This is a genomic window from Natrinema pallidum DSM 3751 (assembly GCF_000337615.1).
Lineage (GTDB): Archaea > Halobacteriota > Halobacteria > Halobacteriales > Natrialbaceae > Natrinema > Natrinema pallidum.
Genome location: NZ_AOII01000014.1, coordinates 18,534 through 35,046, shown reverse-complemented (window position 1 = coordinate 35,046; position 16,513 = coordinate 18,534). Strand labels below are relative to the sequence as shown.

At 63.3% G+C, this 16,513-nt stretch carries 13 protein-coding genes; 8 read left to right on the top strand and 5 right to left on the bottom strand.

All coding sequences use genetic code 11. The annotated features are described in order from the left end of the window. Positions 1-338: 338 nt before the first annotated feature. From C487_RS00915 to C487_RS00905, 3 genes are read right to left on the bottom strand one after another with little or no spacing between them, the layout of a single operon-like run. Positions 339-1,400, bottom strand: a complete 1,062-nt coding sequence (locus C487_RS00915; RefSeq protein ID WP_006183775.1) for a glucose 1-dehydrogenase — start codon at positions 1,398-1,400, stop codon at positions 339-341. Further along, positions 1,397-1,777, bottom strand: a complete 381-nt coding sequence (locus C487_RS00910; protein WP_006183774.1) for a Rid family detoxifying hydrolase — start codon at positions 1,775-1,777, stop codon at positions 1,397-1,399. The genes C487_RS00915 and C487_RS00910 overlap by 4 nt, the downstream gene beginning before the upstream one ends. Before the next feature lie 58 nt (positions 1,778-1,835). Then, positions 1,836-3,050 (bottom strand): aminotransferase class V-fold PLP-dependent enzyme, encoded by a 1,215-nt coding sequence (locus C487_RS00905; protein WP_006183773.1) that lies wholly within the window; start codon positions 3,048-3,050, stop codon positions 1,836-1,838. 112 nt (positions 3,051-3,162) lie between these two features. Here C487_RS00905 and C487_RS00900 point away from each other — a divergent pair, with 112 nt between their 5' ends. Together C487_RS00900 and C487_RS00895 are read left to right on the top strand one after the other, a co-directional pair. Then, positions 3,163-3,924: an IclR family transcriptional regulator gene (locus C487_RS00900; protein ID WP_006183772.1), complete on the top strand. Its 762-nt coding sequence runs from the start codon at positions 3,163-3,165 to the stop codon at positions 3,922-3,924. Between the two features lie 79 nt (positions 3,925-4,003). Then, the gene (locus C487_RS00895) at positions 4,004-4,702 is read left to right on the top strand and encodes a PIG-L deacetylase family protein (RefSeq protein WP_006183771.1); all 699 of its coding nucleotides are present in this window, start codon (positions 4,004-4,006) and stop codon (positions 4,700-4,702) included. 351 nt (positions 4,703-5,053) lie between these two features. Here the strand turns inward: C487_RS00895 and dgoD are convergent, their stop codons facing one another. Next, positions 5,054-6,205 carry a galactonate dehydratase gene (dgoD, locus tag C487_RS00890; RefSeq protein ID WP_006183770.1) on the bottom strand — a complete coding sequence of 384 codons (1,152 nt, stop codon included), beginning with the start codon at positions 6,203-6,205 and terminating at the stop codon, positions 5,054-5,056. 273 nt (positions 6,206-6,478) lie between these two features. Here dgoD and C487_RS00885 point away from each other — a divergent pair, with 273 nt between their 5' ends. From C487_RS00885 to C487_RS00875, 3 genes are read left to right on the top strand one after another with little or no spacing between them, the layout of a single operon-like run. Next, on the top strand, positions 6,479-7,786 hold the full coding sequence (locus C487_RS00885) for an extracellular solute-binding protein (protein WP_006183769.1): 1,308 nt from the start codon (positions 6,479-6,481) through the stop codon (positions 7,784-7,786). Between the two features lie 51 nt (positions 7,787-7,837). Continuing rightward, the gene (locus C487_RS00880; RefSeq protein ID WP_049907757.1) at positions 7,838-8,824 is read left to right on the top strand and encodes a carbohydrate ABC transporter permease; all 987 of its coding nucleotides are present in this window, start codon (positions 7,838-7,840) and stop codon (positions 8,822-8,824) included. Then, positions 8,821-9,696 carry a carbohydrate ABC transporter permease gene (locus C487_RS00875; protein WP_006183767.1) on the top strand — a complete coding sequence of 292 codons (876 nt, stop codon included), beginning with the start codon at positions 8,821-8,823 and terminating at the stop codon, positions 9,694-9,696. The genes C487_RS00880 and C487_RS00875 overlap by 4 nt, the downstream gene beginning before the upstream one ends. A 94-nt stretch (positions 9,697-9,790) precedes the next feature. Here the strand turns inward: C487_RS00875 and nagZ are convergent, their stop codons facing one another. Next, positions 9,791-11,374: a beta-N-acetylhexosaminidase gene (nagZ, locus tag C487_RS00870; protein ID WP_006183766.1), complete on the bottom strand. Its 1,584-nt coding sequence runs from the start codon at positions 11,372-11,374 to the stop codon at positions 9,791-9,793. Positions 11,375-11,500: 126 nt separating this feature from the next. Here nagZ and C487_RS00865 point away from each other — a divergent pair, with 126 nt between their 5' ends. The 3 genes from C487_RS00865 (at position 11,501) to C487_RS00855 (ending at position 16,511) form a co-directional block, all read left to right on the top strand. Further along, positions 11,501-12,667, top strand: coding sequence for an ABC transporter ATP-binding protein (locus C487_RS00865; protein ID WP_006183765.1), 1,167 nt, complete (start codon positions 11,501-11,503; stop codon positions 12,665-12,667). 217 nt (positions 12,668-12,884) lie between these two features. Beyond that, complete coding sequence (locus C487_RS00860) at positions 12,885-14,687, top strand: glycosyl hydrolase family 18 protein (protein ID WP_006183764.1); 1,803 nt, start codon at positions 12,885-12,887, stop codon at positions 14,685-14,687. An 87-nt stretch (positions 14,688-14,774) separates the two neighbouring features. Next, on the top strand, positions 14,775-16,511 hold the full coding sequence (locus tag C487_RS00855; RefSeq protein WP_006183763.1) for a glycosyl hydrolase family 18 protein: 1,737 nt from the start codon (positions 14,775-14,777) through the stop codon (positions 16,509-16,511). Positions 16,512-16,513 lie beyond the last annotated feature (2 nt).

The window sequence follows — 16,513 nt, the reverse complement described above, 5'->3', positions numbered from 1 at the left end:
ATGCGACAGTAGATAGGCGCACGATCGTATCGTCTGGCGGTGATAGAGCGGAAAGCTCTCCGTTCAGACAGCACCTACTCCGATAAAATCGCCATAGCGGGTGGAAACAGGAGTGTCAGTATTGCAAAAATATTGAACAAGTGCAGAGGACAAGTCTAGTATAAAATCTTATTATTCCGATTGGTATCGAATCGACATGTTCCCTCGGCTTCGTCGGCGACAGTGATCACAGTCCTCGCGATCGTGACCGAACCGTCGGGGACGTCCGTCCCGGCTGCTCGATCGCGGGCGGAGTCGCGTCGCTGGGCGACCGCTGCTCGATCAGCACTCGAAATCGGTCAGCGTGAATCGAACTCGATGACGGTCTTGATCCGATCCGGAGCCGCCTCGAACGCCTCATCGACCGCGGCCGGTTCGAACGTGTCCGTGATCAGTTCGTCACCGAACCAGTCGGGGAGCGCTGAGAGCGTTTCACAGGCGGCTTCGAAGTGTTCGATGTGGGAGTTGACGCTGCCGACGATCGCTCTGTTCCCCAGGACGAGCCTGCGGTGGAGTCGGCCGCCCGCAACGTCGAACTCGTCGTCTCCCGGGAGCCCGAGCAACACGCCGACGCCGTTTTGGTCGAGCGCATCGATCGTATCGAAGGCGTGTCTCGCGTATCCGGTCGCCTCGTAGACGAGGTCCATGGGCTCGTACACCGCCGGAACGTCGGCGACGGGAGTCTCACGCGAGTCCACGTAGGTCGCCCCCAATCGTTCGATGAGGTCGATCGTCGGATCGGGTCGGTCGCGTCGACCGAGACAATACGTCCGATCGAACTCCGATTGCAATCTGGACAGCGTTAACAGGCCGAGTGGCCCGTTCCCCAGCACGAGTGCCGCGTCGCGCTGCCAATCGAACGCCGACCGCGATGCGTAGGCGTGCTCGAGTGCCTTTTCCGTATTGCTCATCGGTTCGATTAGGACCCCGGTCGTTGCGAACGCGTCGGGAATCGGGACCAGGAACGCCGCCGGACTCGTGAAGTACTCGGCCATGTACCCGTGCGCGCCGTCGATCCCTCGCTCGAGGCACTCGTCCGGCGGTGCCATATCGGGCTCCCCGCGCCGGAAGTACTCGGTCGCGTCGCCCGGTGGACGGCGAACGGTCGGGACGACGAGTTGCCCCGCCTCGAGATCGGTCCCGTTCGGGTCTTCGACGACGCCGACGGCTTCGTGGCCGAGGACCTGGTGGTCGCTCCCGGCGGGGAACCCGCCGTGTGTCCCCTCGATCACCTCGAAATCGGTTCCGTCGATCCCGACCCTGAGCGTTCGGACCAGTGCGTCGCCGGGGTCGGGATCGGGACGTGGTTTGTCTATCAGACGCGGCCGGGAATCGCCGCGTTCGACGGCGATCGCTTTCATGAGTCGACCCGTGCGATCACGTCGATTTCGACGCCGATATCGATCGGCAACTCCGATACCTCGACGGCGCTCCGGGCGGGGTACGGGTCGGTTACGTACTGTTCGTACACCGCGTTGACGGCCTCGTAATCGTCCATATCGGTGACGAACACCGTCGATTTGACGATGTTGTCGAGGGAGCTGTGTCCGGCCTCGAGAACGGTCTCGAGGTTCTCCATGACGGCATGCGTCTGTGTCTCGATGTCGTCGGCGACGATCTCCCCCGATTCGGGATCGACCGGCCCTTGTCCGGAGACGTACAGCCGGTCGCCGTCGCGGATCGCCTGGGAAAACGGACCGATACTTGCGGGTGCGTCGTCGGTTGCAATTTCGTTCATCGTCCACTCCGATAACGTCTGACGGCCATTATATGCGTTTCGGTCACTAGTATCATGGTTACTGAGTCGCAGTCAGGGACGTCCGGATGCGAGCGATCACGTGGTCCAGTTCGGCCTCCGTAAGACACATGGGGTTGATCGTGACGATGTCCTCGTCGAGGCGGTCCGCACCGACGAACACTCGCGGCGAGTCCGTCCGAAGCGTTCGAACGAGTTGCGTCGCGGAGCACGCCGCCGCGGTCGTATCGACGTGGACCACGACTTCCGGGGCGACCGACACGTCATCGTCGTCGAGCGTCAGGTCGATGCCCTCGACGGACTCGAGCGCGGCCATAATGCGCTCCGCCTCACGCCGCCATCGGCCCCGCGTGGCGTCGTGATCGGCTTCGAGGAACGACTCGAGGGCGACGAGAAGACCGACGAGTTCCTCCTTGCCGACTTTTAGCGGCCGGCCGATCCCCTGTCGTGGGACGCCGTCGAGACGGTCGCCGTCGACGAGCGGTGACGGCGGTTGCCAGACCTCCTCGGCAGCGTGCATGTCGAGCTGTTGGAGCGCGATCGATTCGATGAGATCGCTCCGACCGGCGACGATGCCGGTCGTCTGTGGGCCGCGAATCGCCTTCCCACCGCTGAAGACTACGATATCCGCTCCCTCTTCGATGAACCGTGAGAGGTTCTCCGTCGGCGGCAGTTCCGCAGCTGCGTCGACGATAACCGGAACGTCGTGTGCGGACGCGATTTCCGTGACCGTCGGGAGGGCGGGTTCGGTGTACGGTTTCTGGACGTAGCCGATCGCCGCCGTCCGCTCGGAGATGGCGGCTTCGATCTCCCAGGGCTCGACTGCGGTCGATCCGGTCCCGAGGACGCGGTCGTTCGTGCCGACATCGACGATCGTTGCCCCGGCCGTCCGGAACGCGTGATCGTAGCCGGTTCTGTGTGTCCGTGGCATGATGATCTCGTCCGGAATGCCGTCGGTATCCGGTAACCGGTCCATCGTTCCGGGATCGTCCCCTGCCAGGGCCGCAGCCGCGGCGAGAAGCAGTCCAGCATCCGCACCGCACGTAACGTAGCCGGCCTCCGCTCCCGTCGCGTCGGCGATCACCTCGCTCGCTTTCGCCTGGAGATCGGAGAGCCTGACGAACTCGGTCGCTGCTCGTCCCATCGCCTCGACGGCTTCCGGCCGGATCCGGCTGCCACCGATCCGTGTTTTCGTCCCGGCGGCGTTGACTACACGTGGCACTCCTAACTCGTCGTAGACAGTCTGATCACTCATCTATCGCGTTCAATTACTTCAATTACTTCATATAAGTAATTTACGTTGAACGTTGGTTTCGGGCGTTTCGGACACGGAAACGACTATATAGAGCCGAGACGAACCGATTCCCATGCGGACTGATACCACGATCGACGCCACCGTTCGGTCGATAACGATTCTCGAGATCGTTGCCGACTCGCGGGAGCCGATCGGTGTGACGGCCATCGCCGATCGAACGGACCTCAGCAAAAGCACCGTTTCCAAGCACCTGTCGACGCTACACGAACTCGGATACGTCGACCGCTCCGACGGACGCTATCTGCCGTCCGTTCAGTTCCTCGACTACGGGGTACGTACCGGCTCCCGAACCGAGTTGCGGCACGCAGCCGTCGATCCGGTCGACGAACTCGCCGAGATGACGAACGAAGTGGCCGGGCTCGCGATCGAGCACGACGGGCGGGTCGTCGACGTCTATCTCTCCACGACTCACGCCGAGCACGGGTTCCCGGCGTACAACACGCGATTCCGTCACTGTAGCGCCGCCGGAAAAGCGATCCTCGCCGAGCAGTCGACTGACGCGCTCGAGGCACTGCTCGAGGATCGGCGGCCGGCGCGGACCGAGTACACGATTACGGACGAATCCGAGTTACGTGCCGAGCTGGATCGAATCCGCGATCGTGGGGTCGCGTTCGACCGACAGGAACAGTTTTCGCGCGTCAACAGCGTTGCCGTCGGTCTCTCGACCGAATCGCTGACCGGCGCGATCTTCGTCTCGGGCTGGGCCGACGAACTCTCCGGCAAGCGATTCGAGGAAAACGTCCCCGGGATTCTCTTCAGTGCGAGCCGATTGCTGCGGTCGAGCCTCACTGCTGAGACGGCTGCCGAGCAGTAGCGGCGGCGAACCCCGATTTAACCCGAACCCGACCGAGCCGGAATTATTATGACGCTCCCATTCGTCAGTCGACACGTCCATGGAGCTATTAGCCATCGTTGCGCATCCGGACGATGCCGACATATTTTGCGGTGGGACGCTCGCGAAACACGCCGACCGGGGCGACACGGTTACCATCGCCCACCTTACCAGCGGCGAGTACGGCGGACTCGAGTCGACGACCGACATCGCCGCCGTCCGCGAGGACGAAGCGCGTCGGTCGGGTGAGACGCTCGGTGCTGCCGAGGTCGAGTTCCTCGGGTTCGAAGACGGCCGCATCGAATACTCCCTCGAGAACCGACTCTCGATCGTCGAGACGATTCGAACGTTCGCGCCGGATGTCATCCTCACGCACTATCGGGACGACATGCACCCGGATCACCGAGTCACGTCGCGACTCGTCACCGACGCCTACTACATGGCGTCGTTGCCCCGCGTCGAGACGCCGTCCGACCCCTGTGATCCGGAGAACGTCTACTACTTCGGGAAGCCCACGTCCGAATTCGAGCCGTCGATCTACGTCGATATTACCGGCTACGAGGAGGTCAAGGCCGATGCGATCAGACAACACGAGTCCCAGGTGGAGTTCCTCCAGTCCCACGGCGGTATCGATGCGGAGTTCGACAACCTCGTGGACGGCGTAGCCGCCGAAAACACCGTCCTAGGGAAACAAACCGGCGTCGACAGCGCCGAGGGATTCCGCCCGTTTCACGAAACCACGCGCGCCTATCTCGAGTGACCGGCAACGAAAACAGCGAGACCGGGTCCGCCGTCCGAGTGCCGGCCGGTGGTACGTCGGACTGTCGACGAGCGACGACCGTGACTGCGGGTGCGGTATCCGATTCGAGCTATTCGTCTCGTGGTCGACCTGCGGTCCGTCCCACCTGAGGCGCGGTCCGTGCTCGATTTGTTGCGCTGTGCGAAACGAGAGCTACTGACCATCGAGACGAGTCTCTCATGGCGGCGACCACTCAAGAAATTACAACCATACGTGTGTAAATGCAGATCGATGCTACTGGGGCGAGCAACCAAACAGTCCCGGATCGGTCCCGTTTGTTTCCGACAGCGAAACAAAACAGGTCGCTTCGGGTCACCACTCGGTGATGCTCCCGTCGGCCTGCCGCCACACCTGATTGTGCCAGTGTAAGTTCTGCTGGGACCGCTCCCGAACGGCGTCCTCGTCGATTTCGATACCCAGTCCGGGTCCGTCGAGCGGATCGAGATAGCCGTCGGTGAACTCGAAGACGGAGGCGTCGTCGAGGTAGTCGTCGGCCGCGCTCTTCGGGGCGGGATAGATGTCGAACCCGTGATCCTGGAACAAGAGGTTCGGAACGGTTGCGCTCACTTGCAACGAGGCCGCAAGCGCGATCGGTCCGAGCGGACAGTTCGGGGCCACTGCCACGTCGTGTGCCTCGGCCATGTTCGCGATCCGAACCATCTCGGAGATGCCGCCGGCATGGGAGACGTCCGGCTGGACGACATCGATCCCGCCTCGTTCGAACAGCGGCTTGAAATCCCACCGCGAGTAGAGCCGTTCGCCCGTCGCCAGCGGAACCGTGGTCTGCGATGCGAGCGTGGGCAAACACTCGAGGTTCTCCGGCAACACCGGTTCCTCGATGAACGTGACACCGAACGGCTCGAGTTTCGGCGCGATGCGTTTCGCGAGCGACTTGGAGATTCGTCCCCGGAAGTCGACGACGATATCGACGCCTTGACCCACGGTCTCACGAACGTGTTCGACACGCGAAACGACCTCGTCTACCACGGCCGGTGGCTCGAGGTGTCGCATCTGGTTCGCCGCGTCCATCTTCAACGCGGTGTAGCCGACGTCACACAACTGCTCGGCTTCGGCACCGATTTCCTCGGCTCGATCGCCGCCGATCCACTGATAGACCCGAATTCTGTCGCGTGACTTCCCGCCCAGGAGTTCGTATACCGGGGCGTCGAACGTTCGCCCTTTGAGGTCCCACAGCGCTTGATCGATGCCCGCGATGGCGCTCATCAACACGGGTCCGCCGCGATAGAAACTACCCCGATACATCGCTTGCCAGTGGTCCTCGATCCGGTGTGGGTCCGTTCCGAGGAGGTAACTGTTCATGATCTCGTCGACGGCGGTTCGGACGGTCTTCGCTCGCCCTTCGACGATCGGTTCGCCCCAACCGATCGATCCGTCCGCCGTCTCGAGTTTCAGGAAAAGCCATCGGGGCGGCACTTGGAACAGTTCGTAGTCGACCAGTTTCATACGTTCCGTTCGAATCGGTTAGTAATAAACGTTCGACTCGGCCACCGACCGTGACGGGCATCGAACTGGGTGACGGCGCAGCGACCGAGCGGTCGCGATCGAGGGACGAGGGGCTGCATGTCGGTTCGCACGACGAGGTGGTATCGGCCGGCGAACGGACCGTGATCGATCGGTTCGGCACCACTTGCTCTCGGTACGACGCCCCATCACAACCACAGCCAACAGTAAGCTATATATACAATTAGCATGAATATTAGTTCGGGTACGAATGAGATGAACGACCGCTCCCGACGCAAGCTACTGCAGTCTGCTGGCGTAACGACGACACTCGGACTCGCGGGGTGTTTGGACGGGTTCACCGGTTCCGGCGGTGCCGGAGATGCGGTTCGGGCACGCTATATCGGCCAGGAATCTCAGTCGGACTGGCTCGAGGAGCAGTCCGATGCCTTCGAAGCGGAGACCGGAATCGAAGTCGAACACGAGTTCCTGACCTGGGCCGACGTCCCGGATTCACAGGTAACCGATATTCAGTCCGGCGTCGGGCCGGACGTCGACCACATCGCGTCGACGTTCCTGCCACAACAGGCAAACGCCGGTGGGTGGGTCGATCTCTCGGAGTTGGACGCGTCGCTCCCCGATCAGAACGCGTTTTTCGATCAAGTCACCGACATCATGGACTATCAGGGGCAGATTCACGGCATTCCGTGGTTCTGGGGACCGCGTGGCTATCTCGAGTACGACCCGCTCATCGAGCAAGCGGGGATTGATGGCCAGCCCGACGACTGGGACGCCCTCGTCGACCAGGGGCAGGCGTTCCGCGAGGCGTTTCCGGACAAACACCTCTATGCGATGATGGGCGTCAGTTGGGAACTCCCGCGCGCGTTCGTCACGTTCCTCTGGCAAAACGGCGGTCGGGTAGCGGACGAGGACACGAACGAGATCCTGTTCGATTCGGACGCCGGCGTCGAGGCCTTGAACTTCTGGAAGGATCTCATTCTCGAGGAGGACGTCATGCCGAGCCAGGTCGCCGAGTGGGGGGTCGACGAGTTCGACGGGGCGTTGATCAACGAGGACGTCGGGGCGATCATGCAGGATTTGAGTCCCGTCGATCCGTTCGTCGAACAGGGTGGGGCGGATCGGAGCGACTTTACGATCGGCCGACTCCCGGCCGGGCCGTCCGGCGACCGGTCGACGTTCTTCGGCATGGAGGGGCTCGGTATTCGACCGTGGTCGGACAAACAGGAGGAGGCCGCCAAGTGGATCTCGTGGCTCTCACGGCCGGACGCCAACGCGACGTTCGCCGATCGGATCGGACTCCTGCCGACGGTCGAAGAGGCGTTCGACCATGACGCGTTCGACGATGAACTCAGTCAGACGCTCCACGACGATGTGCTCCCCGACGCGCGGCATTATCCGATGATCCCCGGTCTGAGCGAAGTCGAGCGCGAACTCACCAACACGATCGGGACGTGGCTCGAGGAGGTCGTCACGGGCGAGTGGGAGGACGGACGCTCCGCGGAACTCCTCGACGAGGCTGCCGGCGTTGCACAGGATCTCGTCGACCAGGCACAACAGGGTTGATTGCCTCAGGTCGGGAGAAGGAATTATCACGGTTCACAAACCTAAGACATTATGGCACGCGCTTTCACCCGGTTACACGAGCGAGTGACCGACGGGGGGATCGGACGGTATCTCCCGTTGTACAATCGACTCGACGAGAAGCACCAATACGCATACAAACTTCTGTTTCCCGCGCTGGCGATGATGTTCGTCGTCCACGTCATCCCCGTCGTATGGGGAGCGACGATCAGCGTCATGGGGGTCAACTCGAACTACATCGCCGATTGGACGAGTGCACCGTTCGTCGGCCTCGAGCACTACGCCTTCGTGATGGACCCCACGACGACCATCGGGAGTCGGTACTGGTACTCGATCTCGCGGACCGTGCTCTGGTCGGTCGGCGTGCTCGTCGGGACCTACGTGTTGGGGCTGACGGCGGCGCTGCTCCTCAATCAGGAGTTCAAGGGATCGTTCTTCGTTCGAACGCTGTTGTTGCTGCCGTGGATCGCACCGGCGATCGTGACGTTGAACGTCTGGCGAATGATGTTCCTCTCGGAATCCGGCATCATCAATCACGCGCTCATGTCCGTCGGACTCATCGACGAGCCCGTGTTCTGGTTACTCGGCGATCAGGCACTGTGGTCGATGACCATCGCACACGTCTGGCTGCAGTTCCCCTGGGTGATGATCATGCTCTATGCCGGCCTCCAGTCCATTCCCCAGCAACTCTACGAGGCCGCTGCGATCGACGGGGCCGGCCGCTGGGGCAAGTTTCGGTACGTCACGTTGCCACAGCTCAAACCCGTCTCCGGGGTGGTCGTCTTGCTCATGTTGCTCTGGACGATGATCGACTTTACGACGCCGTACGTGATGTTCGGCGGGAGTCCACCGTCGTCGGTCGAGGTGACGATGGTGTACATCTATAACTTCTCGTTCAGGGCGTTCGCGTTCGGCCGCGGGGCCGCAATGAGCGTCGGACTGTTCGTCGTCGCGATGGTGCTCGCGACGATCTACTACCGTCGATTCATTCGAAGCGATCTCGAGGAGGAAGACCAATGATACCCGACGAGTGGCCGCTCTCCGAAGCGACCACGGACCGACTGTTCGCGCTCGCCTCCAAGGGGCTCTTACTGACGATCCTGATCTGGGCGCTGTTCCCCATCTACTGGATGGTGTTCAACAGCTTCCGGACCCGGTTCGAGATCGTCGGTGGCGATCCGAGCTTCACCGAGACGTCGCTTCACTACCAGAACTACATCGACATGTGGTCTCGCGTCGATCTGATCGAGTACTTCATGAACAGCCTCATCATCGCGAGCGTGACGACGGTCATCGCGCTCTGTATCGCCTGCCTCGGCGGATACGCGTTCTCGCGATACCGGTTCCCGGGCCGGCGGTACGTCGGCGCATCGCTCATCGGGACGCAGCTGATCCCCGGAATCCTGATCCTGTTGCCGATGTTTATGCTGTTCCGGACGTTCCACGACACCGTCGGGGTCCAGCTTATCAACACCTATCAGGGGATCATCTTCGTCTACACCACGTTCGCCGTCCCGTTCGCGATCTGGATGCTACGGGGCTTTTTCGACACGATCCCCGCGTCGCTCGAGGAAGCGGCCCGCGTCGACGGCTGTACTCGGTTCCAGGCGCTGGTCCGGATCGTCTTACCCCTTGCAGCGCCGGGTATCGCCGCGACGGGGATGTTCGTGTTCCTGGTCGCGTTCAACGAGGTGTTGTTCGCGTCGGTCATGGCGAGAGGCGACGTGACGCCGCTCTCGATCGGGATGCAGCAGTTCATGGAACGCGACCAGAACTACTGGGGCGAGATGATGGCCGCATCGACGGTCGCGACGGTCCCGATTCTGCTGCTGTTCGTGCTATTCCAGAAGCCGATCGTGAAGGGGCTGACGGAAGGCGGTGTGAAACAATAGCCGACCTTTGCCGACACACCGGCAGCGACATCGCGCCCGTCTCCGTTCGCTGCAAGCGATCGATGAGGGATGGAGACGGTTCAGCACGGTCCCGTCAGTCCGCGAGTTCGGGGACGGTGACCGGCAGCCGACCGGTCGCCGTCGTCTCGCCGAGCAGAACCTCGCCGAGCGCGGTGCGCGTCGCCCGCGTGTAATCGTACATCGACACCGCGGTCGAGACGTCGGGAACCGCCGACAGGTCGTAGGGGTTGCGAACGACTACCGCCGCGAACCGTTGTCTGCGGTCGTCGAGCGTCCGGACTACGGCCGCCCGCGACTCGTCGGCCATCGCGCCGTCGACGGTGGCGATTACCTGTGTCCCGGCTTCGACCGACGGCAGGTCGGACCGGTCAGCGACCTCGTGACAGGTGACATCGAACCCGGCGGCCGCGAGCGAGTCGGCGAGCAGCGTCGGCTCGAACTCGTCGTCCTCCGCCGGCGACGACCGGCCACTCGACGAGCCGATCAGGTGAAGCGGCCGCTCGGTCGTCAACGGCAGCGTGTCGTCGCGGTCCCGGACGAGCGTGATCCCGCGAGCGGCGATCGCGCGGCCGACCTCGCGTGACCGGTCGGCCGTCTCCGCCCAGCGAGCGGCTGACGGCGGACGCGAGGCCCCCAGTCGGCGGCGTTTGAACCGCAGAATCCGCTCGACGGCTGCGTCGATCCTCGCCTCGTCGAGCCGGCCCGATTCGACCGCATCGATCACGGCGTCGATCGCGGCCGCCTGAGTCTCGGGCGTGTGACAGACGAGCAGTAGATCACAGCCCGCCTCGAGCGCTCGGACACAACCCGCCGGGGTGCCGATCGTATCCGCGATGGCACGCATTTCCATCCCGTCGGTCACGATGAGCCCGCCGAAGCCGAGTTCGTCGCGGAGCAGTCGGCGCTGGACGGCAGGCGACACCGTCGCCGGGGTGGACGGGGAGTCCGCGATCGCCGGGAACGACACGTGTGTCGTCATGATCGCGTCGATACCGGCTTCGATCGCGCGCCGGAACGGCGCGAACTCCACGGCCGCGAGTCGATCGCGGTCGTGCTCGACGACCGGCAGTTCGTGATGGGAGTCGGTACTCGTGTCGCCGTGGCCCGGGAAGTGTTTCCCGCAGGCGACAACCCCGTTGGCTTGCATCCCCATCGCCAGTTCGGCCCCGAGGTCGCCCACCAGGTCGGGGTCCTCGCCGAACGAGCGGACGCCGATCACCGGATTGCGCGGGTTGTTGTTGTTGACGTCGAGTACCGGAGCCAGGTTGACGTTGATACCGAGGGTCGCCAGTTCGGCGGCGACGGCCTCGCCGGCGGCCCGCGCGAGTTCGGGGTCGGCGCTCGCACCGAGACACATCTGACTCGGCAGTGTCGTCCCCCAGCCGAGGCGAGACACCACCCCGCCTTCCTGGTCGGCCATCACGAACGGCGGGACCCCCGCCCCCTCCTCGAGTATCAGTCGGCGGAGGCGGTCGGTTAGCGTCGCGACCTGGTCGGGGGACTCGATATTCCGACCGAAGTAGACGACGTTGCCACACTGTCGGTCGGTGATCAACGTTCGAAGGTCGTCGGTCGGCTCCGTCCCGTCGAACCCGACGACGAACAGTTGGCCGACTTTCGTCGCGAGATCCATCTCGCGTCCGTCTGCTGTCAGCATCGTGAGTCAGTTGGTCGTTCTCGTATGTAGTTCTACTGTCGCGACCGGCGTTAGTTCTAGCGGCTCGTGGGTAGAACTATCGACTGCAGATAAGTATATATGCCTCGCCGATAGCATTCGTAACGAATGGGCCGGATTGACATAGATGGTCTGACCAAAGAGTACCGTACGCCGAACGGACCGATCCAAGCCGTCGAGTCGCTCGATCTCCAACTCGAGGACGGCGAGTTCGTCGTCTTCGTGGGGCCGTCCGGCTGTGGTAAGTCGACGACGCTCCGCTGTATCGCCGGCCTCGAGACGGTCACGAGCGGCGCGATACGGTTCGACGGGACCGCCGTGACGGACGAAAAGCCCAAAGACAGGGATATCGCGATGGTGTTCCAGAACTACGCGCTCTACCCGCACATGACCGCCCGGGAGAACATCGCGTTCGGGCTGAAGATGTCGACGGATCTCTCGGCCGCCGAAATCGACGACCAGGTCGAAACCGCCGCCGAAATGATGGATATTGTCGACCTCCTCGACGACAAACCCGGCGACCTCTCCGGCGGGCAACAACAGCGGGTCGCGCTCGGGCGGGCGGTCGTCCGCGATCCGGAGCTCTTCTTGATGGACGAACCGCTCTCGAACCTCGACGCGAAACTGCGTGCACAGATGCGGACGGAACTCCAGCAACTGCAAACCGAGTTGGGCGTAACGACGGTGTACGTCACGCACGACCAGACGGAGGCGATGACGATGGGCGACCGGATCGTCATCCTCAACGACGGCCGGTTACAGCAGGTGGGGACGCCGCTCGAGTGCTATCACCGGCCGGCGAACCAGTTCGTCGCGGGATTCATCGGCTCCCCACCGATGAATTTCCTCGACGTCGACGCCGATCTCGAGGACGGCAGGCTCGACCATCCGGACTTTACGCTGCCGCTGTCGGACTCGCTGGCCGACGAACTCGACAGCACCGACCTCGTGCTCGGTATCAGACCGGAGCACGTGTCGCTTACCGACACCCCCGAGACCCACCCGGAACCGAATCGGTTGATCGAGACGGATGTGACCGTCACCGAACCGATGGGGGACATCACGAACGTCTATCTGGACGTCGGTGGCGAGGCGATTACGGTTACCGTCGACGGTCACGTCGGCGTCGATCCCGGCGGGCACCTGCACATGCACGTGCCGGCGTCGAAGATGCACCTCTTCGACGCGGAGTCCGGGCGGTCGATCAAGCACAGCGATGAACCGATCGACTCGAGTTCGCTCTCCGAAGCCGACAGCCACGTCGAGACGGCGTAACCGTCGCCGCTACTATAGCGTGGTAACGTGTGGCCCCGAGAGTGGGACCTGTAATCGATCCGTTCCTGTAAAATATATAGTACTGTAAAGTGTGAACTGATAAATATTATCTCGAGTATTAAGATATTATTTTATATGCCGAGTAAAGAATACTAGGCGGGTCGCGACGGATCGCGACCAGTTGCAACGTCCGACGACCATACTGAAATCCAAACCAATGAAACGAACACGACGAACCGTACTCAAGAACGCGACGAAACTGTCCGCGCTGCTGGCGAGCATCGGTGCGAGCACGGCGGCGGCGGCACAAGAACATCCCGAGTGGGACTCCGAGACCGTCTACACGAGCGGCGATCGGGTCGTTTACGACGGCTCCGTCTGGGAGGCCCAGTGGTGGACCCGCGGCGACGAACCCGGGGCCGACGAGTGGGGCCCGTGGGACCAGATCGAGGAAAACGACGGGGACGACGGCGATGGCGGCGACGACGGCCCGACCGCGCAGTTCTCGGTCAGCACGCAGTTCCCCGATCCCGGCTCCGAAGTCACGTTCGACGCCAGCGATTCGGAGGGTGAAATCGAGTCCTACGAGTGGGCCTTTGGCGACGGCACGACCGCGTCAGGCGAAACCGTCACCCGTGCGTTCGAAACGGGACAGTACGACGTGACGCTGACGGTCGAGACCGCCGACGGCAAGACCGACACGCATTCGATCACGATCACCGCCGGCCGCCCGTCCCCGGACGAGAACCGGGTCATCGCGTACTACCGGCAGTGGGCCCAGTACGACCGGGACTACGTCCCGGGCGACATCCCCTTCGACAAGGTCACGCACGTCCAATACGCGTTCGCCCGGCCCGAGGCGGACGGCTCCATTAACCTCGTGGGCGATAGCTACGGGCAACAGATGTTCTACGCCGAGAAGGACTGGCAAGGGCCGGACCGCGGCAAGACGTTCGCGGAATACGCCGCCGAACGGGAGGACACCAAGTTCGTCCTCTCGATCGGTGGCTGGGGCGACTCGGAGAACTTCTCCGACGCTGCGCTCACCCAGGAGAACCGAGAGCGCTTCGCCAGCAATTGTGTCGATCTCGTCGAGAAAGCGAACCTCGACGGGATCGACATCGATTGGGAGTTCCCCGGCGGCGGCGGCTGTACCGCGGACGATCCCGTCTGTGACGTCGACAACAGCGTCCGCGAGGGCGACCAGGAACGCTTTACGCTCCTGTGTCGGGAAGTCCGCGAGCAACTCGACGCGGCTGCGGAAAGCGATCCCGACCGCGACGAGCCCTACGAACTCTCCGCCGCCGTCAGCCCCAACCCCGAAGTCGTTGAGGGGAAGAGCGCGGGCAACGACGGACTCGAGCACGACGAACTCTCGGATATCCTCGATTTCGCCCAGGTGATGACCTTCGATTATCGGGGTATCTGGAGCGAGACGACCGGCCATCACGCGCCGCTGAAGGAGAACCCCGACGACCCGTACGCGGACTCCGACAGCTGGAACGCCCAGTTCGCCCTCGAGTACTGGGCCGAGCAGGGCTGGGACCCCGATCAGCTCAACATGGCGGTCCCGTTCTACGGGCGGAGCTGGACCGACGTCCAGCCGCCCGAGGGTGACTTCGGGACCGGGACGGACGACGGTCTCTTCCAAACGTACGAGGGCGACGGTCGAGACGCCAGCGGCGAGGGATCGTACCCGAGCTGGGACCCGTCGATGGGGACCAGCTACGCGGGCGTCTGGGAGTGGTTCGACCTCGGCTCCGACGGCCGGAGCGGGAGCAACCCGGTCGATCTCGACGGCCCCGGCTGGGAGACGTACTTCGACGAGGACGCGGTCGCCGCCTGGAGCTGGAACTCCGAGGAACGGACGATGATCTCCCACGAAACCGAGCAGTCGATGGAAGCAAAGATGGACTGGCTCAGGGACTCACCCTACGGCGGGACGATGCTATGGGCCATCAGCGGCGACACCTACGAGGGCGATCTCATCACGACGCTCTGGACGACGCTCAACGGCTAACCGACGGTCGCGAGCCCGCGCCGCGACGGCCGGGGAGCCGCTCGAGCAGCAGCACTGCCGATCGAACGACACACATACCCACAACCGATGAAACGATCACGACGAAACGTACTGAGCACAGCATCGAAAATATCCGCCCTACTGGCCGGCCTCGGGGCGGGGTCGGTGGCGACGGCCCAGGAGTATCCGGAGTGGGACCCGGACACCGCCTACACGGGCGGTGATCGAGTCGTCCACGACGGCTCCGTCTGGGAAGCCCAGTGGTGGACCCGCGGCGACGAGCCGGGCGACGGCGGCGAATGGGGACCGTGGGACGAGGTCGACTCGTCCGAGCCCGAGCCCCCGGCCCTGTCCGCACGCATCGCCGCGAGCGCGTCCCGCATCGAGATCGGCGAGACCGTCGAGTTCGACGGGAGCGAGTCGACAGGTGCGATCGACTCCTACGCGTGGACGTTCGGCGACGGGACCGAAGCCACCGGCGAGGTCGTCACGCACACGTACGACGAGACGGGCGACTACACCGTCGAGCTGACCGTCACCGACGCCGACGGCGAAACCGACACCACCCGTCTGGACCTCACCGTCCGGGACGAGATCGAGGGGCCGGACGACGAGTTCAAAGTCGTCGGCTACTACCCCGGCTGGAAGGCAAACACCGAGCAGGACTACTACCCGAGCGACGTCCCCTTCGACAAGGTGACCGACATGCTGTACGCGTTCATCGCGGTCGATGAGAACGGGAACGTCTTCCCGCCGGAAAACGACGAGACGGAGTTCGACGTACCGCGCCAGACACACGAGGAAAACCTCGAGCAGTTCGCCGACCTGGCGGACGAGGCCGACTGTCGGTTCCACCTCTCGATCGGGGGCTGGACGCTCTCGGAGAACTTCCACATCGTTGCGGCCGATCCCGACCTGCGGACGACCTTCGCCGAGAACTGCGTCGAGCTGATGCGACAGTACAACTTCGACGGGATCGACATCGACTGGGAACATCCCGGTCCCCAACAGGGCGAGTGCCAGTGTGGCAACGACGACGACTACGAGAACCACGTCCTGTTGCTCGAGGAACTGCGCACCCACCTCGATCAGGCGGGCGAGGAGGACGGCCAGCACTACTACCTGTCGGTCGCCAACGGCGGCTCCGACTGGAACGCCGGCGGGCTTCGCCACGATCGGATCGGCGAGGTCTGTGACTCGGTGTACGTCATGGCCTACGACTTCACCGGCGAGTGGATGACCACGATCGGCCTGAACGCGCCGCTGTACGGTCCCGACACGCATCCGACGAACGACCGCGACGTCTACCCCGACGGCGAACAGTACTGGGCGGAGTACTCCGTCGACAAGCTGTGGGCCGGCGATCACGGCGAGGAGGGCTACTGGCCCAACCAGTGGCAGTATCCGCCCGCCGACCCCGCCGAGTACGACGAACTCGTGCTCGGGATGCCGTTCTACGGCCGCGGCTTTACCGTCGGCGAGTGGCAGTCGCCCGAACTCGGCTCGCGGTACTCGGGACTGCCCGAGGGAACCTGGCACCACCTCCTCGAGGACGGCGCGGACCCGACCGGCTCGTTCGACTTCGGCGACATCGAGGAGAACATGCGCGACGAGTCCGGCTGGGAGGTCAGCCGTCACGACATGGGTGACGTTCCATATCTCGTCAACGATGAGGAGGGGATTTTCATCAGTTACGACGACGAGCAAGCCATCGAGGCGAAAGTCGAGTTCGCCAAGGAGCGCGGCATGGGTGGCGTGATGTTCTGGGAACTCTCCCAGGACTGGAACGAAACGCTTCTGGAGACGATCCTCCGGACGATCTAACC